General features: G+C 36.5%; 22 protein-coding genes. 1 reads left to right on the top strand and 21 read right to left on the bottom strand.

The genetic code is table 11. The annotated features are described in order from the left end of the window. Positions 1-4: 4 nt before the first annotated feature. The 12 genes from glpX to rpiB all read right to left on the bottom strand — a co-directional run bounded on the left by glpX (position 5) and on the right by rpiB (position 10,704). Entirely contained in the window at positions 5-973 is a 969-nt protein-coding gene (glpX, locus tag SJY16_RS14885; protein WP_377890365.1) for a class II fructose-bisphosphatase, read from the bottom strand. A gap of 290 nt (positions 974-1,263) precedes the next feature. After that, positions 1,264-2,022 (bottom strand): DeoR/GlpR family DNA-binding transcription regulator, encoded by a 759-nt coding sequence (locus SJY16_RS14890; protein ID WP_377892271.1) that lies wholly within the window; start codon positions 2,020-2,022, stop codon positions 1,264-1,266. 143 nt (positions 2,023-2,165) lie between these two features. Then, on the bottom strand, positions 2,166-3,065 hold the full coding sequence (locus SJY16_RS14895) for an AEC family transporter (protein ID WP_377890367.1): 900 nt from the start codon (positions 3,063-3,065) through the stop codon (positions 2,166-2,168). An 87-nt stretch (positions 3,066-3,152) separates the two neighbouring features. Next, on the bottom strand, positions 3,153-3,995 hold the full coding sequence (locus SJY16_RS14900; protein ID WP_377890369.1) for a phosphogluconate dehydrogenase C-terminal domain-containing protein: 843 nt from the start codon (positions 3,993-3,995) through the stop codon (positions 3,153-3,155). Further along, positions 3,995-4,798, bottom strand: coding sequence for a sugar phosphate isomerase/epimerase family protein (locus SJY16_RS14905; RefSeq protein WP_377890370.1), 804 nt, complete (start codon positions 4,796-4,798; stop codon positions 3,995-3,997). The genes SJY16_RS14900 and SJY16_RS14905 overlap by 1 nt, the downstream gene beginning before the upstream one ends. Positions 4,799-4,839: 41 nt before the next feature. Beyond that, positions 4,840-6,102 carry a TRAP transporter large permease gene (locus tag SJY16_RS14910; RefSeq protein ID WP_377890371.1) on the bottom strand — a complete coding sequence of 421 codons (1,263 nt, stop codon included), beginning with the start codon at positions 6,100-6,102 and terminating at the stop codon, positions 4,840-4,842. Beyond that, positions 6,095-6,580, bottom strand: a complete 486-nt coding sequence (locus SJY16_RS14915; RefSeq protein ID WP_377890373.1) for a TRAP transporter small permease — start codon at positions 6,578-6,580, stop codon at positions 6,095-6,097. Before SJY16_RS14915 ends, SJY16_RS14910 begins: the two co-directional genes overlap by 8 nt. Positions 6,581-6,639: 59 nt before the next feature. Continuing rightward, a complete protein-coding gene (locus SJY16_RS14920; RefSeq protein ID WP_377890375.1) occupies positions 6,640-7,659 on the bottom strand; it encodes a TRAP transporter substrate-binding protein in 1,020 nt (339 codons plus the stop codon). Between the two features lie 92 nt (positions 7,660-7,751). Next, entirely contained in the window at positions 7,752-8,522 is a 771-nt protein-coding gene (locus SJY16_RS14925) for a triose-phosphate isomerase (protein ID WP_377890377.1), read from the bottom strand. Then, on the bottom strand, positions 8,519-9,169 hold the full coding sequence (gene dhaL, locus SJY16_RS14930) for a dihydroxyacetone kinase subunit DhaL (RefSeq protein ID WP_377890379.1): 651 nt from the start codon (positions 9,167-9,169) through the stop codon (positions 8,519-8,521). Before dhaL ends, SJY16_RS14925 begins: the two co-directional genes overlap by 4 nt. A 30-nt stretch (positions 9,170-9,199) precedes the next feature. After that, the gene (locus SJY16_RS14935; protein WP_377890380.1) at positions 9,200-10,192 is read right to left on the bottom strand and encodes a dihydroxyacetone kinase subunit DhaK; all 993 of its coding nucleotides are present in this window, start codon (positions 10,190-10,192) and stop codon (positions 9,200-9,202) included. A 59-nt stretch (positions 10,193-10,251) separates the two neighbouring features. Beyond that, complete coding sequence (rpiB, locus tag SJY16_RS14940; RefSeq protein WP_377892274.1) at positions 10,252-10,704, bottom strand: ribose 5-phosphate isomerase B; 453 nt, start codon at positions 10,702-10,704, stop codon at positions 10,252-10,254. A 371-nt stretch (positions 10,705-11,075) separates the two neighbouring features. On the opposite strand from rpiB, the gene SJY16_RS14945 reads away from it, so the two are divergent. Next, positions 11,076-11,726, top strand: a complete 651-nt coding sequence (locus SJY16_RS14945) for a GntR family transcriptional regulator (protein WP_377890382.1) — start codon at positions 11,076-11,078, stop codon at positions 11,724-11,726. A gap of 81 nt (positions 11,727-11,807) precedes the next feature. Here SJY16_RS14945 and SJY16_RS14950 read toward each other — a convergent pair whose 3' ends face one another. From SJY16_RS14950 to SJY16_RS14990, 9 genes are all read right to left on the bottom strand, one after another. Further along, entirely contained in the window at positions 11,808-14,252 is a 2,445-nt protein-coding gene (locus SJY16_RS14950; RefSeq protein ID WP_377890384.1) for a DEAD/DEAH box helicase family protein, read from the bottom strand. Next, the gene (locus tag SJY16_RS14955) at positions 14,245-14,571 is read right to left on the bottom strand and encodes a phosphoribosyl-ATP pyrophosphohydrolase (RefSeq protein WP_377890385.1); all 327 of its coding nucleotides are present in this window, start codon (positions 14,569-14,571) and stop codon (positions 14,245-14,247) included. Before SJY16_RS14955 ends, SJY16_RS14950 begins: the two co-directional genes overlap by 8 nt. A 393-nt stretch (positions 14,572-14,964) precedes the next feature. Further along, a complete protein-coding gene (locus SJY16_RS14960; protein ID WP_377892277.1) occupies positions 14,965-15,264 on the bottom strand; it encodes an HNH endonuclease in 300 nt (99 codons plus the stop codon). Beyond that, positions 15,265-15,903 (bottom strand): hypothetical protein, encoded by a 639-nt coding sequence (locus tag SJY16_RS14965; protein ID WP_377890387.1) that lies wholly within the window; start codon positions 15,901-15,903, stop codon positions 15,265-15,267. 136 nt (positions 15,904-16,039) lie between these two features. Beyond that, a complete protein-coding gene (locus tag SJY16_RS14970) occupies positions 16,040-17,881 on the bottom strand; it encodes an AIPR family protein (RefSeq protein WP_377890388.1) in 1,842 nt (613 codons plus the stop codon). Positions 17,882-17,896: 15 nt separating this feature from the next. Continuing rightward, positions 17,897-18,922, bottom strand: coding sequence for a PD-(D/E)XK motif protein (locus tag SJY16_RS14975; protein ID WP_377890390.1), 1,026 nt, complete (start codon positions 18,920-18,922; stop codon positions 17,897-17,899). A 2-nt stretch (positions 18,923-18,924) separates the two neighbouring features. Then, on the bottom strand, positions 18,925-21,585 hold the full coding sequence (locus SJY16_RS14980) for a Z1 domain-containing protein (protein ID WP_377890392.1): 2,661 nt from the start codon (positions 21,583-21,585) through the stop codon (positions 18,925-18,927). Beyond that, positions 21,569-23,053, bottom strand: a complete 1,485-nt coding sequence (locus SJY16_RS14985; RefSeq protein ID WP_377890394.1) for an ATP-binding protein — start codon at positions 23,051-23,053, stop codon at positions 21,569-21,571. The genes SJY16_RS14980 and SJY16_RS14985 overlap by 17 nt, the downstream gene beginning before the upstream one ends. A gap of 117 nt (positions 23,054-23,170) precedes the next feature. Next, positions 23,171-24,976 (bottom strand): DNA cytosine methyltransferase, encoded by a 1,806-nt coding sequence (locus SJY16_RS14990; protein ID WP_377890396.1) that lies wholly within the window; start codon positions 24,974-24,976, stop codon positions 23,171-23,173. Positions 24,977-25,125: the final 149 nt, after the last annotated feature.

The following is a 25,125-nucleotide window of genomic DNA, read 5'->3' on the forward strand; positions in this document are numbered from 1 at the left end:
AAACTTACATTTCGCTTGTAATAAATTGCATGTTCATCTCATTCTTGAAGGATGAAACGAGTGAATGTGTCTCCAATTTTCCATTCTCTTTTTTCTCTACACCTTTTAACAAATGACCATTTGTGATACCTGTTCCAACAAAAAAGCAATTATCCGTTTTGACGAGATCATCCAGTCTTAGTGCTTTTTCTGGATTTGTAATCCCCATTTTTATACAACGATCCAGCTCTCCTTGATTTTGAGGAACGAGCCTCGCTTGAAAATCTCCGCCAAGGCATTTTAACGCAACCGCTGCTATAACCCCTTCAGGTGCTCCACCAGTCCCAACTAAAAGGTCGACGTTCTGCTGGTCGATTGCTGTTGAGATAGCACCAGTTATATCTACGTCGGAGAATAACTTTACTCGGGCTCCTGACTCGAATACTTGTTTCATTAAGTATTCATGGCGAGGTCGATCCTGGATCATGACTGTTAGATCTCTCATATCTTTTCCTAATGCCCTTGCGACTGCTACCATATTTTCTGTTAATGGAGCATTGAGATCGATACAGCCTTTTGCTTTCGGACCTACCGCAATTTTTTCCATATACATATCAGGAGCATGAAGTAAGCTGTCTTTTTCTGCTGCAGCAATAACAACTAATGAATGATCCTGACCGGTTGCCATCAATGTTGTCCCTTCAACGGGATCGACTGCTATATCAATTCCAGGACCATATCCCGTACCTACGTCTTCCCCGATATACAACATCGGTGCTTCATCCATTTCCCCTTCACCAATTACAATTTTGGCGTTCATCGGAATCGTTTTTAATTGATTCCGCATTGCTTCCGTTGCGGCTCTGTCGGATTCGATTTTATTTCCTCTCCCGATCCACGGATAGCAAGCTACGGCAGCTTTCTGTGTCACGAGAAGAAATTCATCTGTTAAGAGCTGAATCGCATTCACCTTTTGGTTATTCATAATAGCCATCAAAATCCCTCCAGATTTTCAGATTAGATGTCACTCTATTTCAATGAATCAAAACACCCACACTGTTCATTTCGGTTAAAAACTTGATGAGAGGCTGTAGTGGAAATCTAACTTTCGATTACTTTCATTTTATTATATTTCATATAATAAATCTACGCTTTCCTTTTATTTATTTTCATTTATTTTTATTTATTCACATTCGTTCGTTGAAAAAAATAAAAAAAGCTCTCAGTTGGAATCGTACCAACATGAAAGCTTTTTATCTCTATCGTTTTCTAATTAGAATAAAGTTACATATATTTAATATTGAACTCTTTCAATTTCTCAACATCCTCATTAGGAATATCATCATCTGTAATAATCATGTGTATGTCATGGAGAGCTGCGAATGAGGCAATAGACTTCTTGTTAAACTTCGTATGATCAAGGAGCGCAACAACACGATTTGACGCATTCACCATCATTTTCTTCAACTCGACTTCATACATGTTAAAATCCGTAAGGCCATTTTCGAAGTCAAAGCCGCTAGCACTAGTAAACATCGTATCGATATTAATCTTGTTTAACAGATCTCCGGAGATTGTACTTTCTAACGCACTGGAACCCGCTCTTAGGACGCCTCCGATTACAATGACGATAAAGTCTGGATTATCACGAAGTTCTAATGCCGTATATATGCCATTCGTTACGATTGTTAAGCGCTTTGGCAAATGTTTAATTTTTCTCGCCAGCTCAAGTCCAGTCGAACTCGCATCAATTAAGATGCACTGATTTTCCTCAATTAATTGCTCTGCCTTCGTACTGATGTAATGCTTTTCAGCTTTGTTAACTTTCTCTCTGACTGAGAAGTTAACCTTGTTATCCTCTAGATCACTTAATACAGCCCCACCGTGAGTCCGCTTTAAGAAACCGCCTTTTTCCATATCCTTTAAATCGTTTCTTAGAGTAGCCTCAGATACCTCTAATTCTTTCGACAATTCCTTAACCGTTATTCTTTGCTGGTTTCCTAGCAGCTTAAGAATCTTATTCCGTCTTTCTTCCATAAACATCTTCACCGTAGTACCACCTTCTTAACATTATCATTACTTCATAGTACCACAATGTAATCTGTTTATGAAAGTAAATAAAAACAAACGAAAGCAGTTCCGAAAACCCTTCACTTAGTTCCTTAAGAATCGATCATGCACTCTCCTTAATGAACGACGTTTAAAAGCACCGTTATAGTAAAGACACTTACTACAGTAGATACCAGGGTGATACTTGAAACCAAATTTGGTTCTGTCTTATATTGCAATGCGAATAATACCATTGTTGCAGCGGAAGGCATTGCACTGGCAACAATTAGGACCTTTCTCAACAAAGGGTCTACGTCCATGATAAATACGGTGATCACATAAGCAACAATTGGTGAAAGAATCATGCGCGTTGTAATTCCATATGAAATTTCAGACCATTGAAACTCCTTAAGCTTAAGGTTAGCTAGCTGCATACCTAACACGACCATAACAAGTGGGATTGCAGCATCCCCTACTAGCGCAATAACAGAGAGTAAGTTTTCACCTATCGTGATATTGCTTAGGTTTAATACTAAAGCAGCGAATAAAGCATATGTCGGTGGCATTTCAAATACTGATTTAATCGCCGCCAAGATTCCCTCTTTTCCTTTCGCAGCATAGTAAACTCCAAAAAAGTTCATAATGATTTGTTGGAGAACCATAAAGATAACCGCTAAGGCAAACGCTTCTTCTCCAAATGCAAAAAGGATGATCGGAGTACCATAATTTCCAGCGTTCATAAAAGCTGTTGATAAAATCAACCCATTCTCCATGGAGGCTGTGTGATTTTTGATACGAGAATAAACTTTATTAATAAGCACGAGTGTTGCTAATAAAATGAATGAAAAAATAACCATCTGAACATACGTTTTATCCAAGTTTGCTTTATAAATCGTATTAAAAACCAAACAGGGAATTAAAACATATAAGGCAACCGTGGAGATGGAGGTGATATCTAACCTTTTCCATTTTTGAATGCCATATCCGAACCCAAATATAAGTAAAACCGGCAGCATAACACTAATAAAGATCTGCATATCCTACTCCTTTTCGCAAAAAAGCTTTAAAAAAGCAATGTACAGCAGAAAACGAAGCTGTACATTGCTCGAAATAATTAATGGCCATTATGCCTGTTGTGTTTGGAGCATCTTCTTTAACACGTTATCTAACTCTTCCTTCTCAAATACATCTTTCCAATCCGATCTGAAAATCTTTTCCTTACCATAATCAATCGCAATTTGACATGCATCTGAGAATGGGTTTGTTCCTCGGAAGGCTACTGCTAAGCCAATTTGGATATGTCCTAAGAGGAATGATCTTGCGGCGGGCTCTGGGATCCCCATTTTCACTACTTCATCTAGCGTTTCTTTTAAGATAACAGCTGTTGTACATGCTACTACTTCTGCAGCTGTCGGCTCTAGAATCGCCATTTGTTCAACTGTAATACGATGACATGTTTCAACAGGCGCATACATATCGATTGCAACCTGCTCACCAATACTGTACTTCTCTTCTTCTCCATGGAATAATGCAGCCACGATATCTTGTTTTGCTGCAATGCCACCGAATGCATCTTCATGCTCTTCCCTAGTGAATTTTTCTACAAATACAGAAGGGTGGCATGGGTGTGCAACTACATAAGTGATCTCGTTCTTCAATTCTAATTCATTTGCGTACGCAGCAGCAGGATCTAGTGTTAGAAGAACTGCACCGTTTTTCATCATCGGAACAACGTCTCGAGAGATTCTTCCTAACAACACATCAGGAACTGCAAGAATAACGACATCACTTTGCTTCACTGCTTCTGCTGTATCTGTGACCTCAAATCCTCGTTCCTGAATTGACTGAATTCCATTGTCGGATTTTTCACAGAACAACAAGTTGTATTCTTTATGTTTTGTAAGGTTATTTGTGACTCTTGTTCCCATCTTTCCGCCTGCACCAATTACTGAAACTGTTAAACTCACTATCTATTCCTCCTCACATAGTCCATGCTTGTTTCAATCCACTCTTTTTCGACTTGAATCGTCTTTTCAATTGTTTCCTCGAAATTAACCCATAGTTCAATAATCGTATTAAATTCTTTCTTGCTCTTATTTAAAACAGTACGATACATATAGTTGAAATCTAATAAACCCTTTCCCAACGGCGCACCGCTATAATAGAAACCAACCCATCCCTGATTACGTGTAAAAGCAAAATCCTTCACGTGAAGGTTAACTACATATGAAGCGGTTTTATCAATGACGTCTTTTGGAAGTTCTAACGAAGCGACGGTGTTTGCTGGATCTAAACATATTCCTACGTATGGTTGATCAATTCGTTTAATCAAATCAACCAATTGATCTGTTTTGATTTGTTCATACGTTTCAAGCCCAAGTGTCACCCCTGCTTGTTGAAAGTCTTCTAACACTTCTTCAATCCACTGAACAGCTTGATCAAGATTAGCAGGTGTGAAATCCTTACTGAAATACATTGACCGCAGCATTGGAACATTTAATTTTTTGGCAAGAGCAAGGTACCTTTTCAATATTGCCGGATGAATGCCTCGCGTCCCAAGCTCGAGCTCGAGGCCGAGCGACCTTGCATAGGAAGCAATGTCAGCTAACTCTTCATCATTCATTTCTTCGATCGCTGGATAATCACAGATTTGAAAAACATCGCCGCCATACTTCTTTGTTTCGTTCATCATTTCTTTTAAAGACAACTTCTTATTAGCTAACTCTGACCATTGCCAGAAAAAAGCATAAGTACTTAATCCGATTTTCATGAAACTCTCCTCTTCTATTCACAGGCTCGCAACGTCATTTCTTATAGAAACAGCATGGTTAGCTGAGGAATAAAGCTGATCAATAATAAGTCAATAATCAGAACCACAAAGAACCAAATTAATGCTTTCGCGAGCTTTTCCAACTTAACATTTGCAATTTGAGCTGCGATAAATAAGTTAACCCCTACTGGCGGTGTACACATACCTAGCGCAAGGTTCACGACCATGATAATTCCAAAGTGGACTGGGTCAATTCCCATGCTAATCGCAACTGGTGTTAGGATTGGAGCTAAGATAATAATAGAAGCGCTCGTTTCCATAAACATTCCAACGATAATCAACAACAGGTTAATTAATAGAAGGAATACGATTGGATTACTACTGAGTTCTACGAAGAAATCGGTGACTTGCGCTGGAATTCCTTCTCGACTAAGAATCAATCCAAACAAACCTGCAAACGCAATAATGCTCATCACGATTGATGTTGTAATAGCCGCTTCACTTAATGCCTTCATCAGCACTTTAGGCGTAATTTTTCGATAAACAAAAACGCCGATAATAAAAGCGTAAACAACAGCCACCGCAGCAGCTTCCGTTGGAGTAAAGATGCCTCCATAAATTCCGCCAAGTATGATCACAGGCATCAACAGGGCTAGCACAGCACTCTTGAACCCGTCCCATCTTTCTTTAAATGTTGCTTTCTCGTCACTAGGATAACCTCTGCGTACGGCAATAAAGTAAACGAGTATTAGTAAACTAACAGCTATTAAGACCCCCGGTAATATACCGGCTATAAATAAATCGCCAATTGATGTTCCAGTCGCAACACCAAAAACGATTAAAGGAACACTTGGTGGAATAATGACACCCAGTTCGCCTGAAACGGCAGAAATGGATCCGGCAAAGTTACGATCGTAGCCCTTTTTGATCATCGCTGGAATCAGGATTCCACCGATTGCAGCTGTTGTTGCTGCACTCGAACCTGAGATCGCTGAGAAAAACATGGCTGTTACAACAGCGACCATCCCAAGACCGCCTTTAAAATGCCCCGTTAAGGTATTAGCAAACCTTATTAATCTCTCAGAAATGCCTCCGACCTCCATTAATTTACCGGCTAGAACAAAGAATGGCACAGCCATTAACGGAAAGGAGTCAATTGAAGTAAACGCTCTCTGAACCAAGATTAATAGTGGAATATCCCCTGTCCACCATACAGCAGCAGCCGAAGCTAATCCTAACGCAATCGCAATCGGAACGCCGAGTAGGAAAAATACTAGGAGTGAACCAAATAACAAACTAGCCATTTCGATTCCCCCCTTTGAACAATTCGATTACAACGACGACTGCATTTAGTGCCATTAACAATGCACCTATTGGAATTGATGCATATGGAATGGACATCGGGATTTGCATGGCAGGTGAATTCTGGATTTGTACTTTATCGATCATCTCCATCCCTACAAAAATTAGCACGACAGAGAAAACAATACAGATGAGATTCACGATGATTTTCAGCCACTTTGATAATGCCTGTGGAATAAATTCATGGATTACTTCAACCGAAATCAACCCTTGATGTCGTAACGCAACAGCTGCACCTAGAAATACCGCATAAATCGATAAATATCTAGCTAGCTCTTCAGACCATGATAATGAGGTACTCAAGACAAATCTCGAAAAAACCTGTGCAATAATGACGGCTGCCATGACCCCTGTCAATAATCCGATAATGATTAAGATGACTTTATTAATCTGGTCCATTATTTTAACGAAAGATAGCATACATCACCTTCTTACTAAAGGGTAGAAAAGCTCTACCCTTTCATTGATAGCCAAGACCATTAGTTACTTTCAACAATCTGGTTGTATAAGTCTTCTACATCTTTCTTGTGTTTGTCCACTACTGGTTGAACAGCTTCCTTAAATGGTGCCTTATCTACTTCGTTAAACTTCATTCCAGCCTCTTTAAGTTCCTCGATATATTTCTCTTCGTTTTTATCACCAACCGTATAATTTTCTTCTTGTGCTGCTTTCGCTGCATCAAGTAGAATCTGCTGGTCTTCTTCAGATAGTCCATTCCAAATACCTTGATTGATCATCATGGCTGTTGGAGAATAAACGTGCCCAGTAAGAGATACATAATCTTGTACTTCATTAAGTTTTGAAGAATAAATGATAGAAGTAGGGTTTTCCTGTCCATCGATCACACCCTGTTGAAGGGATGTAAACACTTCTCCCCATGCCATTGGCGTTGCATCTGCTCCAAGTTTATTAAACGCTTCTTGGTGAGATTTCACTTCCATCGTTCTGATCTTTAGCCCTTCTAAATCCTCAGGTGTTTCAATCGGATGTTGACTGTTCGTAATATGGCGGAAACCATTTTCTCCCCATGTAAGAAGCTTAAAGTTTTGATCACTTAATTTATCGGCCAATTCTTCACCAACGGGGCCATTCATCACACTACGAGCATGCTCTTTATCTTCGAAAATAAATGGTAAATCGACTACCGATACTTCAGGAACAAAGTTGGCGATGACTCCAGTTGAAGTCCAAACACCTTCTAGCGTACCGATGTTAACTGCCTCAACCATCTCTCGTTCTCCGCCCATCTCACTGTTAAAGTGCAGATGCACCTCTACATTGTCCGTATTGGCTTCGACTTCGTCTTTGAATTTATTTAAAGCAGCCGCGAAAACAGAGTCTTCCGTTTGTGTTGTTCCCATATTAATCGTGGTCGCATCACCACTTCCGGATCCTGATCCACCTTCTTCAGAAGACGCATCGTTTGCTCCTCCTCCGCATGCAGCCAATACCATTAAACTGAAAACTATTAAAACCATTAATTTAAAAGATTTAATCATCCGTCTACCCCCTGTAAATTAGAATTCGCCCAAAAGACCGAAAATTAAAATTTTAATGCTTGCGAATAACACTGATTAACTGTGAAAGACGCTCACAATAGTGAATGACACGTTTTGAGAATTTTTTCAAAAGAAATCATGTCCCATGCTGCTCGTCCAATAAATAAACCGTTTACATTTTTGTCTTCAAAATACGAAAGGTAATTGTCTAGATTCACACTGCCGCCATATAAAATCGGTACTTGGCTCCCTGTTTCCTCAAACAAATCAACTAAGATCTTACGGATTTCACCGTGGATATAGGAAACATAAGCGGAATCTGCAGGGATGCCATTTTCCCCTATTGCCCAAACTGGTTCATATGCTAAGAGGATATGTGGTAGATGCTCTTTGTTTAGACCTTTTAGAGTCAGCTTGATTTGTTTAGACAAGGTTTCTACTGAGATGTTATTTTCTTTCTCGTCTAACTTTTCGCCAATACAGATAAGCGGTTTCATGTTTGCATTTAGCGCAGCATGGACTTTCTTATTAATCGCTTTATCCGTTTCATTAAAATACGCTCTTCGTTCAGAATGACCGAGCTCAATGATGTCCATGCCGATCTCTTGCAGCATCAATGGTGAAACCTCACCCGTATAAGCTCCTCGTTCCTCCCAGTGCATATTTTGTGCACCGATTTTGATTGTTGAATCTTCAATTTCACTCTTAATCGGAATGAGTGATGGATGAGAAGGAATGATAAACAATTCTATTTTCGAATGATCCAGCTGCTCGCTGACCTTCTTCAATTCCCTCGTGTATAACAGTCCTTCTTCTAAGGTTTTGGTCATTTTCCAGTTCGTGCCGATGTAGAATTTCTTCATACTACTGCATACTCCTGAATCCATTCGTGCATCGCGTTAAAAATGATCCAAACTGAAGTAGCGCCAGCGTCTTGATGCCCAATCGCTCGTTCGCCAAGAGATTTAGCTCTCCCAAGTCTACCAAGGTAGCCTTTCGTAGCTTCGACTCCTTCTTTCGCGCCTTCAGCAGCATTCGCAAGACCTTCTAAGAGTGTGTGATTTGCATTTGCACTATCTCGTAATCTCTCTACTGCAGGAGTAAGACCATCAACCATTGTTTTATCCCCAAGCTGTGCTTTCCCGCGTTTTTTAATGGCTTCTAACGACGTTTCAAATGCATCTGCAAGATTCTCAATCGTTAATTCTGTAACATCTTGGTACTTATTAAATCCACTTAGAAACATCGTCCCGAAAATAACGCCAGAGGCGCCACCCATCGTCATAATCATCGCTTTTCCGGTCTCTGTAAAGACTTGATTCACCGTCTGAAATTCCTGGTTATTCAATTCATTGATTGCCGCTTTGAAGCCAATCTCCATCCCTATTCCATGATCGCCGTCGCCAATCGCACTATCGATTTCAGTTAAAAATGGTTTGCTATCAATAATTTGCTGTCCAATGTATTTAAGCATGTCGACCGTTTCGTTTACGGTTAAATAATTTTCCATTCTTGCTCCCCTTTCATAGTCAATTTGAACTTATTTCTTCATATAGTAAGGGGAATACGCAGGCTGATCATAATACTCTTTCAATTCATCATCTAAGAGTAAGAGAGAAATCGATACTCCTCCCATTTCCTGTGAGGTACAATAGCTGTTCACATCATTATGATGAATCTTAATTCCCTTTTGTTTTAACACTTCATTCACTCGACGATTCACAATCATCAGTTCTAATTGGGTAGTAGCCCCTAGCCCATTAACTAACACACAAACTTCGCCGCCTTCTTGATAATGGAAATCGTTGAATAAAGATTCTAGCATACGATCTGTTAACTCATCCGCTTTCATCATTTTGGTTCGTTCAATCCCAGGCTCACCATGAATTCCCATACCGAATTCGATCTCATCATCAGCCAAATGAAACGTTGGTTTTTCAAGGCCTGGAATCATCCCTGGACTTAACGCGACACCAATTGAACGGGTGTTGTCCGCAGCCTTTTGCGTCACTCTCGCTACCTCATCAAGAGACAAGCCTTGATCTGCTGCGGCTCCAGCAACCTTGATGACGAACACATCTCCCGCAATTCCGCGACGATCTTCATACCTTTCTAATGGAGCAGATGCTACATCATCCCGAACCAAAACCGATTTGCATGTGATTCCTTCCATTTCAGCTAATTCACTAGCCATATCGAAATTCAAAATGTCACCTGCATAATTTCCGTAAACGTGTAAAACACCCTTACCGGAATCAATTGCTTTCGTCACTTCTAGCACATTGTATGGAGGCGGAGCTGCAAACACATTCCCCACTGCAGCCCCATCAGCAAGACCTTCTCCAACGAAGCCTAGAAAAAGTGGTTCATGTCCACTTCCCCCGCCAATTAGAATGCCAACCTTCTCCTTCTTTTCCTTCAAGACGATGCCGTTTGTCGTTTCTAGCTTCTTGTACATCTCACCGTGAGCATTCATAAATCCTTCAAGCATTTCCTGTATGAGGTTTTCATTATTATTGATAATCTTCTTCAAGCTACTTTCCCCCTAACAACCTGGCATTAGCACTCATGAAACTTCAAAGATCCATTACCTTATAGCTTCGCGTTGTGAATTTCATTTTCTTTATCAATAATTTGCTGAACCTTATGACTCGACTTAAATTGAACATCCAAATAAGCACGGACAATTTTCTTCCCAGCTTCTGGACCAATCACTTGAGAACCCATCGTTAGAATTTGAGCATTGTTACTCAGCTGCGCTCGTTCTGCTGAATACACGTCATGACAAGTTGCTGCGCGAATACCTGGTATTTTATTCGCAGCGATTGCGACACCAAGACCCGTACCGCAAATAATAATGCCACGGTCTACTTCGCCATTGTTGATCGCAGTCCCAACTTCAAATGCGACTGCTGGATAATCGACTGCATCACAACTATGACAACCAAAATCAACCACCTCAACTTCAAGGGTATTTTCAAGATATTTCTTAATTTCTTCCTTGAATTCAAAACCATTATGGTCAGCACCTAATCCAACTTTCATCATTCGTACCCCTCCATTACCTAGTAAAATTTAACGATGGAACCCTAAATTCTAAAAAAAAAGAACACCACTTATTGTAGACATTCAAAAATGTAAGGGTTATCATAATATTAGTATACAACTGGCATGCCACTTTTGGCAATAGGTAATTTTATAATTTTCACACAATACAATCAGATGACGCTTGCCAGCACATCTTACATTAGGAGGGCTTTATTAGTCGTTGATACCGTTTCTAGAAACATGTTTAGGATTAAAGCAAAACATGAGAATACTTCTATAAAAGAGGTAGTTAAGTGTTAAGATGAAGATATCTTAACGTAATAGCAGTCATAAAATCTATACGCGCAGTTTCAAAAGGAGAGATTGACTTGAGCCAATTAACATTAAAGGAAAGAGCCTATCAGGAAGTACGAAGGCTGATTATAACAGGGGAAATAAAACCCGGTGATTTCTTATCCGAACGTTCCTTGGTGGAAAGGTTGGAAATGAGCCGCACTCCAATTCGTTCAGCATTGGACCGGTTGGAGATTGAGGGGTTTATTAGACAAGCGCCTAAACAAGGAGTAGTTGTACAGGAAATATCAATAAACAGAGCATTTGATATATATGAATTACGTATTGCCATTGAATCTCATGTCGTCAATAAACTATCGCAGCAATCGATTCAGGACGATGAAGAGAAACGAATTGAAGAAATTCTAAAACAGCAAAAAGCATTAATCGATAACGAGATTTATAATAACGCTTCATTTCTTGCATTCCTCTCCCTCGATTTTGAATTCCATAACGAATTAATCAAAATCGTCGATAACAAAGAATTCATTCAAATTATGGATCAAATACAGGACAAACTACTATTGATCGCAAGTAACGTGTTCCGAAAACAAGAAAATCGCATGCTTGTTTCCTACGAAGATCACTTAAGAATCTTTGAACATATCAAGAGTGGACAACATACAGAAGCCGTTGAGGAAATGGTCAAGCACTTAGAGTATGGGAAGCAGATTTTGATGGCATAGTTAAATTCTTTTCACAAACAAAAGGAGCATCCATTATCCCAATAATGAATGCTCCTTTTAACAAATTATCATTACCCTGAATCATGAGAACCGTCCCCTCGATTCCATAGCTTTTTTCTCAAAGTGCTCCCGCAATCGATACTCACATATTTCCTTTGTCCAGTTGTATAAATAGTTATTTTCTTCTTCATTAGCAACTTCAACATTAAATTGAAATACATTATCTTCGAATGAAACTAACCCCTTGGAACTACTACTCCACTTAGTCATCGGCATAGTTGCAATCAAATTACTTACTTTCTTTTCATCATATACCCATAGTTTTTTCGTTGTTTTATCTGAGAAATCTTTTAATTTTCGGTAGTCCACCTCAGTAAGGTAGTGGTGAAAATATGGCGCAACTTCGGTTGGTGTAACAGAATCTAACCAATGTTCTAACCCTCTACTTAACATATACTTAAGAACAACCATCTTATAACTCTTGGTCATATTGGTTCGCTCAACCTCTGTAATCCACTTACTTTGCTTATTAAATACTTCCTTTTCTTCCTCGTCCAGTTCGTTTGCCCAGTTTAGAAACCCTATATATGACTTGAATTCCTGTTTATATCCTTTACTATCTTCAGAACCTTTCCGGTGAAGCTCTGTATAACTTGGACGCCCCCCAAGTTCTAGCTTTACATTATAATAAGCATCATACAATTTCTCTTTACGTGGCTGCCTTTTGCGATTAAGCTCCTTCAGTAGATCTATAACTTTCAAATCCAAGTTTAACTCGCAATTAGCTGGGACAACAGGTTCAACATTATTTGTTTTAGTACCTTTAGCCGGGACCGTATCAAACAAAGAGAGTTTAATATCAGCATTACGATAGTTTCCAATCAGATCGATAATATTACAATAAGATTTACCTTCAAATAGCCTCAGCCCTCTACCTACCTGCTGGGTAAAGACGGTCAATGATTCAGTTGGCCTTGCGAACAGCAGCGTATCTACAGGAGGAATATCTACACCTTCATTAAATAGATCTACCGTAAAGATGATGTCTATATCACCAGAAGATAAACTATGAATCGCTTCTGCTCTATTGTAATCCGATTTGGAATGTAAGCTAATAGCTTTATAGCCATTCTTGTTGAAATAATTAGCTAGAAACACGGCTTGTCTGATTGAGGAGCAAAATCCAATCGACCTTGTTTGCTTATGTTGCAGCCATGCTTCCAGGATTTTTTGGGCTAGCTCTTCCTTAAGTTGTACTTGTAACAACTCTTCTTTATCGTATTTATTCCCCAACCACGTAATACTTGAATAGTCTGTCTCATCATAAACACCATAGAAACGAAATGGAGTCAGCCAGTCTTGCTCAATAGCTTCAATAAAATGCATCTGGTAAGCAACATTTCCATTACACAGCGCATAGACGTCCTTATTATCCATCCTGTCAGGGGTTGCGGTTATTCCTAATAAAAACTTAGGATTAAAGTAGTCTATTATCCCTTGATAAGAAGGTGCAGCTGCATGGTGAAATTCATCCACCACAATAAGATCAAATTCATCAGGAGAAAAGCGATGTAAATTCTTTTCCTGTCCGATAGTGAAAACAGAAGCAAACATCATATCAGCCATTTCTTTTTCCTTGCCATTGTAAATACCTGTGGAACGATTGGGAATAACATGATGAAATGACCGCTTCGCTTGGTACAAAATCTCTTCTCTATGTGCAATAAAAAGAACCCTTTTAAACGAGCGAGCAAAAAAAGCAGCTAGATATGTCTTCCCTATTCCAGTTGGTAGTACCACCATTGCACTTGTATAATCTTCTTCAAGAGTTGATTCTAGCGCTTCGAGAGCTTCTCTTTGGGCTGGTCTAGGTGTTAACTTAGTTTGTGGTTTCACTTCATATAACTCATTGCGTTCTTTTATCGTATCTTGCTCAGAGGGAACACCTATTGTCATATCAACTTCTTCTAAATCAGTCCAAGTTTGATGCAGTTCAGGATGTTTTAAATGGTATTGTTCGTACCTATTATAATATGACTTTAAAGTTTCATCATTTAAAGGAATGGTGTTTTCATGATAGAAGGTATGTAGAAATTGATCTTCTGCTTCTTCATATGTCGATGGTGCACTACTCTCAGGAACATAGAGATTCCACTCCACACCACCAGTAAGTGCTGATTTTGATAGATTTGATGAACCTACAAAGAAAGCTCCATCCCCTTTCTCCCGTCCGAACAGATAAGCTTTTGGATGAAAAGATCGGCCATTACTTTGGAACAAGCGGACTTCAATTCCGTCAAGTTCTAGTAACAAGCTTAATGCTTTCGGCTGCGTAACATAAAGGTAATCACCAGCACAAAATTTAACACTTGCTCCTCTATTAAGGGCTTCTTTTAAATAGGGATATAGTAATTCAACACCTGAACGCATTACAAATGAGGTCAATATATAAATAGAGTCAGAGCTATCTATCTCTGGTACAAGGTAGTCGTACAGTCTTTCAGATACTAGTTGAATCTTACTCATCTTCAACATCAATCAAGTAAATTTTTTCTTCGAATCCTCCGCGTTTAGCTTTCTTTTCTTTCCTTACCATTTCTAGTTCTTCAATTGAAGAATGGTGGATTGTAGTTAAAGAATGAATAATTTCTAACATATCCGCTAGTTCTTCAATAGATTCATTGTCTTTTGTTGCTTGTAAGTATTCTTCCAGTTCTTCTTTGAGCTTTGTTTGGAGTTCTTCTTTGTATTCTGCATTGTTAAGAGTCTTAATATTGAATTCTTTCCCTGTGGCTTTAATAATTTGTGGGATATTATCTCTAATAAGTTTGTTATATATCGGCACTATTAAGCTCCCCTTTGTAATATGAAATTTCTTTATGTAAATTGTAAAGAATCTCTATTTCATTTCTCTCTAACCAAATATTATGTGCTATCTTGTTTCTTATTTGGGATATAGATTTTAATTTACTAACAATTAATAATGGCAACCTAGAGTATAAGCATTTATACATGTTTATATATGAGATCAGTTCGTGATAATATAAGTCATAAATCTTTTTTTTGTTATTGAGTTATCAATTAATTTCAGAGAATGAAGTCGCCAATTATAACCATATTCTTTTTCCATTTGGTAAATAATAAAATCTCTAAGAAAATTCTCAATTTCAAATAAGTAACCATAGCTGTCTTTCATATCTTCTAACCCTACGTTATTCATATTATTATAGAACCTCATTTAAAATTTTCTTAAGATATTGTTTCTGTGCCAAGATAAATATTTTTGCTGACCTTCTAAGACTGAAATACCCATATTCGAATTAACATTTGATATATTAGCATCATTTATACTTATTTCATTTGAGATAATTACTTTTCCATTATCCTCAAATGAAATGTATCCTTTATCAAATAAAGAATCGTGATTTGGACAAAGTAATAATCCGTTCAACACATCTAATTTTTGGTATGAACTTGAATACCTCCAAGGTATGATATGACTAGCTATTAATAACTCTTTTTTAGAAAGATTACACAGTTAACAGGAATTTCTCTCTTCAAGTAAATATTTCTTAAATTTACTCTGACCTATTCTTACTTTAATTAAGGACTCTTTTTCAGTTACATCTATATTAGATAAATCTGTTATTCTATTATTGTAAATTTCCAAATCATCAATTAATGATATTGGTTTTACAATAAAAATACCATCTTTTGTCTCACTATGTATAAGCCCTAAACCTAAACACCTATTAATTCCTTTTCCTACTCTATGAAATATTCCAATAGGGATTTTATTTTCTAAGTTGTACCTTGCAGCATTTATATCACTTTTAGCTCTATTATCCTTGAGACGACTAGGAGGAAGCATATTAATTACACTAAATAACCCTTGATTATTATTTATCCATCCTATTTGCGTTCCATAATTTTCCGAATTCTCAGTTGCTTGATATGAAAGAATATATTCTTTACCTTTAGGTTTATAGAAACCCCTAATTAAATCATGAAGTATATGTTCTGCAGGAACAAATTCATCTGGTTCAACCCTCTTACCTGAGCCTCTCTCTCCTTTTATATCTTTTTGACCTTTAATTAATCTCCCCTTTAAATAATCAAATTTCATAAGTATTCCTAAGTGAATTTCATCATTAGGTAAATTGTAATTATCAAACATTAATACCAGACTCCTATTTTTAAGTAATGGTATATATTTAAATTTTAACCATTATTTTACTATATTAGGAGTTTAATTGTCATATAATAAATTAACTTTTCAAAAAACCCGCTATTTAGCGGGTTTTACATTTCTTCTATAAAATATTACTCAGCTGTTTAGAATTTTGTTCTTTAAATTGGACCCAGCACGCTTCTTGTTTTGCCCACTGAGTTACATTTCGGTCACCTGCTGATTCTCTTAGGTAATTTAAGGTATTCTCAGCTATAATACAAATTGGTTCATCCCATTTATCGGTCAACGTTTGATTTTCCCACACTGTTAACAAGTCTATTTTTTCTCCATATAGATGATTGAGTATTGATACAGTGTAATATACTACATTTGCTCGGTACCCTCTTATATTCATTTCTTCAACAATAGACTTAACACGTAAATTTATAATGCTTTTTGCTATAAGCTTCTTGTAGGATTCACTAGTCATTTCTTCTAAAGTTATGATATTGTTATTTTCATCTCTTTCATGCTTCCAGTATTGTCTGTTTGCTTCCATAAATCGCTTGAAAGCCATTTCCCCGCCTTTACTAGAGATGTGTGGATACCCTTCCCACGACATAAAGTATTTTGCTAAATCAACTTTTGTAAGTACAAACTCTTTGGGATATTGTTTCTTAAACTCACTTTGCTCTCTGCCTCGCTTGCGTCGGCTTATATCAACCATATATTGACCTCTAGCACGTTCAAAATACCATTTACTCTCAGATTTCCGACCATCTTTCGTTGGTATCCATATATCTCTTGAATACTTTTCAATTTCAGACATAAACCGAGTATTGGATAATAAGTCTGATTTATTTATCTTATTTTGCGTATTAGCATACTCGGAAATCTTAGCTACCATCTCATCCTCTAATAAATGCCTGTCCTTTTCTTTGTCAGCTTCTACTTGTAGGATAGTTAATTTTGCTTGTATATAAACATCACTTAAATCTATCCCATTTTTATAAGCTTGATGAATTGATGCAGTTGTCTGACCGCCATTAACAATTTGCCAGCCTGTTAATCCTTTGATTTGATACAAGTTTACGTTATCTTTTATTTTTGTTATTTCCGCAGAGCGGGCCACACTAGAAATACCATTATTGTATGCCACAAACATCTGTCTTTGATCGGGGTCTTTTAGAGTGTCTCTAATTCCCTTATTGGTTCCCCCTCTAGCTTGTAAAAATGATCTAACATTCCGCTCAACAAGTTTTGGACCCCATTGATCATATGCTTTAGCTAAAAATTCTGCTGGTATAAATCCTATATAACAGTCAAAATTATCTTTTACAGCATCTTGTTTAGGGTCTGGTACAAACATCATTTCAAAGGTTTCTCCAAGCTCTTCTTCAAAATCAATGTAGATAGATTGTATTCCTTGCTCGGAGGTTACTAGTTGTTGAATCCGATCTATATCCCATACTTGTACATTCACTGACTCATACCCTGGTATTGAGAGATCTATTGGTTTGTTAGATTCATAATACAAGTTAGTGAGTACGAATATATTTATATCGTCCACAACATGCTGCTCAGATAAAATAATTTTCCCTAGTTCCCTAACTGGCATTGATCTATCGATAGTTTCTACAATTGACTTCGCATTAGTTACGAACCTCTTTGCCATATTCGCAAATTCCAGTATTGATGTCATTGTTATAGATTTCAAAGTATCTTCATCTTGGTCAAAATCGTAGTTTACTACATACAAATCTAAGCTTTTTTGGTCATCATCATAAGAATATGCATTAACCTTAATCTTTTTTGAAGAATCAATATAAGCCGGAATAAAAGACTCTGGATCATCCTGTCTATCCATATACTCAATCATTTTCTCTAATAAAGGTAACTCATAACTTCCCATCTTAATTGCTTTTGTTTCCACTTCTTCTAGGAATTCACTCAAGAATCCCTTTTTTTGTCTTGCTTCTATCATATTAGACGCCCTTTCTTAATACACAGTATAAGCTTGTTCTATACTTCTCTCAAACTCAATACAATGAGTTAGGTCGATACTATAACTCACATGAGAAATACCTTTAGGAAGTTTTTCTGAGCAAATTCTAGGAAAACGATTATTAGCTTCATATAGCTCTACTTTATCAACGAAAAAATAGTTTTCATTATATTCTTCTTCCCTGAAGCCTAAGTCAATCAGCATGTCATTGAATAGAAGAAGCAGCCTATCAGATTGGGAACCAATTTGTCTCCTGACATCCTCGACTAATTCTTGAAGTGACATACCATGTGTCTTGCTTCTTTCTAAGAAACATACATATAAGTACAATGTAGAAACTGCATCAGAGAGCTTTAGCTGTTTTTCATTTGATATCTTGACAGTCTTTGTCAGCTTATCAACAGCAGTTTTAATTTCAACTCCACACTTTGAATTTTTAAAATCTATTCGGTCAGAAGTTGGGCCCTCCCATTGTTCAACAATTAAAGGCGGAATTTCCTTATTTGCTTCCATCCAGTGCTTTATATACCATAATTCACCAAACAATCCTCTCTGTTGTTCGTCAGAAAGGCGTCGATACCCACCCTTCTGAAAGAAATGACTCCATCGATCTAAAACTTTATAAATAGTTGTAAAAAGGGAATCCCTATTCTCTTCAACTAATATATGGTCTATTAAATTCTGCAGCACAACTTCAAATATTTCCTCACTGTGACCTTCTTCCTGCCTAATTATTAAGAAATATCTATCTTTTATTACACTGATTCTTTCAAAATACTCGACCAATAAACTTAAACCTTTCCATTTTGGCAGCCCATTAATCTTACTTTGTTCCCAAACATTTACTCCAAGATCAATATATAACAATCTGTTATTATTTAATCCATCTAAACCAGCAAACATTATTGGATCTCTTGTATTAATTACTTGCATTTTGTATGCTTGATCATCGACAATGTTTCGCTGGTCTAAAAGCATTCTTTCAAATATATGCTTAATATTTATTTCTTTTTCCATCATATTCACCCTATTGTTTTATTGGTCTCATATACCTTTGATTCATCTATATCTGTATTTGGAAACGAAATAGCAAACCCGATGGGAACTAAGCTGCTATTAAAAGAAGTGTTAGACTTATCAAATATATCTACTTTAGGATGTAACGGATATATAAGGAGAATAGCATTTTCTTTATCTCTTAACCTTCTAATATTCTCTTTTCCTTTCACACCCTTTTTTAATTGAGGGTCTATATCTATGAACTCTTGACCAGCTGCTACTATTGCCCTTATGTCAACGGTGTGATTATAATTACTAGCTTCTGTTTTCATCCCCCTAAGAACCGCTGACTGTAAAGAAAGCCCACCAACATTTACTGGGAATTTACCATATCTAATCAAATCTTTATCACGTGGAACACCTTCGACAAGGGCAACAGTCCAATTAAGTAACTCTTTATTGTCATTAGCCAGTTTAATGTAATTCGTAATCTTACTCACATCTACTTTGGACTCAGAACCACTAGTTTGATAACCCGATAGATATTCTATGATATCTTGTGGCTTAATATTTTTAGCCAAGTGATATATTGTCTTACCTGAACCTTCTCTTTTTATCTCCATTCTTTCGCTTATCTTCTTTATAAACTGATTTGTCTTCTCCATGTTGTTCATGACCGTCTGACTTCTTATGTCAAACATCCTGGTTTGCTGTAATGTCCCTCCATACATAATATTTGTGATGGAAGCATTTCTCATTTTAAGCGGATTGGTTAATGTCATTGTTGGATGACTAAGCATTTTTACAGCATAATCTTTGGGAGTTTTATTAGAAGAAGCCAGGTTCTCAAACTCTTCTCTTAACTCAATCATGGCTATAGCTAAATGCTCAAAGTTTGAAGCGATATCATCAGAAGTATAAATTCTGCATAAATCCATATATCCTTTTCGATAACCAAACCAACGGCCCATCTGCATTAAAGTGTCATACATCAATGTATTTCTAAAATAATACGTGATACTTAGTCCTTCCAGTGTAAGCCCCCGGGATAGTTTGTCACCACCTACTGCAATGACATTCAGTCCTTTATTTTTGTATAGACTGTAATCTAAAGCGTCCTTACTGTTACCATTAATCTCAAATACCTGAACAGTCTTTGAAGAATTTCTTAATTCGTCATAAACTTTGGTCCATTCGTATGGAGTATATTTTTCAGGCCACTGTAATGTAGTGTCCAGAAAATCAGTTTCATACAGATCTTTTAGCGCGGCAACAGTTTTCCCTTCAGAATTATACTGAATCTGTTCAACAATATACTCAAATGCTTTTTCCACACCTTCTTTTACGCTTGATTGAACATCTTTGAAACGGGAAGTATGAATAAGCATTGAATTATGTTTTTTAGTTTGGCCTCTTAGATTTCTTATGGCAATCGTTAATAAAAATGCCATGATGGACTCTTCCATTTGAGGAGGGATTTTATCGATTTTATCCGCATCTTCTTTCTTTTTTATCCCCGTAAATACTTCGATATCGTTACTTCTTAGCGGTCTTATAAGACTTGGTCTAGGATCATCGGCATCTTCTTCAACATTAAAGAATTCCTCTGGTCCGCAATATTGCTCTGGCTTAGGTAATCCAATGAGAAAATCTTTTGGATAGAGATCTTTTCCCTCGCTTTCAGTTTTTCCGTTTGCGCTGATAAGAAGGTTAGCAAAAGGAGTTGCAGTATAACCTACATAACATTTACGGTCGAATACTTCCAATATTTGTCTTACGAGCTTGTTTATTGTTTTAGGATCTTCATCTTTGTTTGGATTAGAAGTATCTACAGAAGCTTGATCTGCTTCATCATCAATAATTAAAACTGGAATATCTAGATTAAATAATTTTTTATGATAAATAAGCTGTTCTTTAAGAGATTCTAATACTGTTTTATTTTTTTTCACTACCATCAAAGTTGAATTGTTTAACTCTCTAACGCCTATTGATTCTGAAGTAATATCACGGTGTACAGTTGTCCAAGACTGAATGACATGTCTTGGTGAATTTTCTATAATTTGTGCTACTCCAATTGGAGCACCTTGATCATCTTGACTAATTCCTATTACTTCTTCATTTAGTCTAATTTGAGTTTGTGCACGGAGATCATTATGTATGCCAGACAGTACAATAACCAATTTATAGCCCACATCATAAGCCTTATTAATTAACCCAGTAAAGTTTGCTGTCTTCCCAGATTGCACATAACCTAATACCAACCCTCTATAGTCAAACGGTTGTCTATCATTTGGGTCACCTAAGGAATACATAATCTCATTAGTTGAACTATCAATAGACTCAACAACCTTTTGCGGCCACTCCTTTACTCGAGAAAGGTACTCTCTGTATCTTGACCAATAAAATCCCGAGGCAACTTGGCTTGGATTATACCACTCTTTTTTCTTCTGTTCTCTCATAACAGCAGGCTTTTTAAAAGTTAGACTAATCTTATAATCAAATAACAATTCAAGATACCATTGTTGTTTAGTTTCCTCACTTACATCCTGATAAGTTTGAATTGACATTTTTGCCATGTTAAAAGCTGTTTCTGCAGATTCTTCTTGTCCTTTACCATGTTGTAAGAACATAAAGTAACTATTCCTAAAAGTTTGTTCAAACATCTTCTTAGCCGCTTCTTCCATTTACTACATTCTCCATTCTTAAGATGTGTTTTAACGTTGATCTATTGATTCCATCAAACGCTGCTTGTGAAGATAAAGCATTAATTAGTTGTTCTTCTCCCTCTGCCACTTCTAAACTGATCATCGTATTTGCAAATTGAATTACCAATGATTTTTGTGCATCAGTAATATTCTGCACATTTTCATTTTCACTTTTGGGAGTATCAATAATATTGCTTGGAGATCCTAGTTGAACAAATTTCAGATAGAGATTCAGCAGTTTAGAAGTTTTATCATCAATATTTCCAAAGATTTCAGATAGTATAGGATGATTTCTATTTAAAACAAATTGAGGGCCATTATTTGTACCAGATTGTTCCCACGTGTTGAGGTTGCCTTTATATGTAGAATTGGAAGATTCACTCTTTGTTCTAAAATAGAATATGTCTTTAGAAACTCGTCTAGCCAATTTAGCAATAGATTCTAAACGAGACATAGCATCCTCGGGAGGAGTAATTGAAGACTTCTTAATATCTACTCCCCAAGTTGAATCAGCAGTGTTTGGTATATCAATTCTAATTCTTACGAGCTGAGAAGATGCATCCTTTTGAAATAACCCCAGCCAGTCTCCATAATACAAAAGTCGATTCTCTCTATAGATATAAAACCCTTGCTGATCACGCCACCCTTTACTGCCTCCTCCCTCTTTGTATTCCTGAATATTTAGGTGAGAAGCATGTGGTAATATAAAATACTTAACTTTGATTCTTTGTCCATTAACTCTTATCAATTGAGTTTCGCCTTCAATAGTTGAGGGGTGTTTTATCATGAATGGATCCCAGGGAGATATATTAGTTCCATTAATTGATATATGTACCTTCTTATTTTCTAACAGAGTATGAAAAACAAATTCTAAATGATTATGGATTCTTCTTACTTTCGTATAGAAACTGCTTTCTTGAATTAAATTACCAGTTTCATAACCAGTAAAACGATCCAGCTTATCTATACAAACAATAGTTCCGTTAACACCTTCAATATCACCAATCTTCTCTCTTACTTCCAAGGGGATTTGTTTAAATAGCTGCCACTCATTACAAGTGGATACATGATCAAGATCCCAACACCTTTCATGATAAACACCATCTTGCTTTGTCAAAACACTTAATCTCTTTCCTAGTGAAAAAGAAGCAGTCTTTAGACCCATGCCAAATCTACCAAGTTCTTCAGGGTTTCTAAACTCCCTGGGATCTTTCGAACCAATATTCATGGCAGCCTGCAATGTCTCTTCACACATTCCATTACCGTTATCACTAATCGTAATTAGTCCATCACCGTCAAAATAACTAAGCACTAGATTTATCTCTGCAGCCTTTGCATCAACACTATTGTCAATGATATCTGCTATTGCAGTTTTGCTATTATACCCTAATGATCTTAAAGCTTGAATAACCGGTGCTGCTGAAGGTTGAGTTATTACCGTATTCATATAGAAACTCCTAACTTATTATTTACTAAATTATAACAAAATCATTTTTCTAGGGATACCTTCCTATTTACAAACCATAATTAAAGGGACAACCGGATGTCCGGTTGTCCCTTTAGTTTATAGTTCTTTTAGCCCTAACTCGTCTATTAAATACTCTTCAGGCTCCATATCTATATCTAGTAACTCTAACATTTTTTCTGCTACAGCTCTTGCCAATAACGGAGGAACAGCATTTCCTATTTGTTGGTATTGACGATCCTTAGACCCTGTAAAAATAAAGTCATCTCTAAATGATTGCAACCTTGCAGCTTCTCTTATACTTATTGCAACTGAATTTACTGGATGACTCCACATAGATTTTCTCACATTGACTACTGTAGGTGAAGGGTCCTCATAATTTAATCTTAGGTAAATTGTATTTTGTGTTCTAGCAGTGTCAGCATAGGTGCTTTTCAATTCATCCGATAGACTATGAAAATTCTTGCCGTTTTGTTCTTGTATAGCCTCAAATCGTTTTTTACTTAATTCTTTGCTCTTAGTATTTACATGATTATAGATAGTATATTTGTCTTCCTCTTCCATTTGTTTACGATAATAACTTTGCAATGGAGAAGAACTGCTCTCGTCATAATGGTAATCTGTATTCTTAATAGAAGAAGCTTCTGGACTTGGATTAATCTTTTCTAAATCCTTTATAGCATCTTCAACAGTAAATGGTTTATTAATAATTGACTTTTCTGGTAAATCAATTTCTGTTAAGTGTTCCTTTAACAATCCTTCCTTTATACCTAACAGCATAAATCTATTACGATTTTGCGGAACTCCGAAATCAGCAGCATTTATTATTGCCTTATCCTTAGTTCCTTTATTTGTTATATACCCCATTTTTTTAAACTCGTTAATGAGATAATCGACAAGATTATAAGACAGTACGTTAGCTTTTACCATTATTATTGAATTGGCTTCATCCAGTGTAGGTTTAATTTCTTTCTGGAGTTCAATTTCTTCGTTCTGTATCCCCATTAATCCTGATAAAAGTTTATTTAGTTCTATCAGAGGGTTTAAGACCTTTAATAATTCCTCACCTTCAACTTTTTGTCCTTCAGACAACTCATTCAAAATCATCTGTGCTTTATCTAAAATTGAAGCATCATTTATGATATTAATGCTTTTTTTATAATACATAATACTATCAACAATAAGCTTAATCTCATTTTTTTCATTATTTTTCTCAAAATTTATCAGCTTATTTTTTCCACCTAATTTATGCAATTTACGTAGCATAGAAAGCTCTCGTTTACCATTAATAATCGGGATGAGATCATTATCATTAAACATTGCACATATATTTTCAAATTCATTTTTAAGAGACACATTTTCAGATTCTACAACTATCAATTCTTCTGGATTAAAGAGGTTTGTCTTTCCAGAGGAGATACTCTCTATATATTCTCTGGAAGTATATTTATATCTTTTATTCTCTATATAATTTGTAACATAGAATTTATGCTTGTTTGAAATTACATTTTTTACATTCTCCATTAAAAAAGCTATAGGCTGAATTTGTCTAATTGCTCTCACAAACTCTAATACTAATAAATTATTTCCGGATATAAGATAATTTTTTTGCCTATTGGCATTGGAGAATCCCTGACATGGCGGGCCTCCAATTACAACAAGATTATTTTTATCAAGGTGTTTAAATTTTAACTCGAAATCTATATTTGTGATATCACTTTTTCCATTTGCGTCCTTAATGATAATGTCTTGATTTTCTTGATTACTATGATTTTGTTTATACGTTTCAGCAGCCCATTTATCTATTTCTACTGCTCCTACTACCTCAAACCTTCCCGTTTGCTCAAAGCCATTACTAAGACCGCCGGCTCCTGAAAATAAATCAATTACTTTTATTTTCCCCACGTTAGTTCATCTCCTACTACCCATTCTCAAAGAACGTACGTTCTATTTTAATTATATCTTATATTAGCAGCATAAACCATTTATTAAACTTTATCAAATTGAAATTTATTCTTATTATAATGGTGTACTTTAATCGGATTTAATTTACA

Source organism: Alkalihalobacillus sp. R86527 (assembly GCF_042466185.1).
Taxonomy (GTDB): Bacteria; Bacillota; Bacilli; order Bacillales; family Guptibacillaceae; genus Guptibacillus.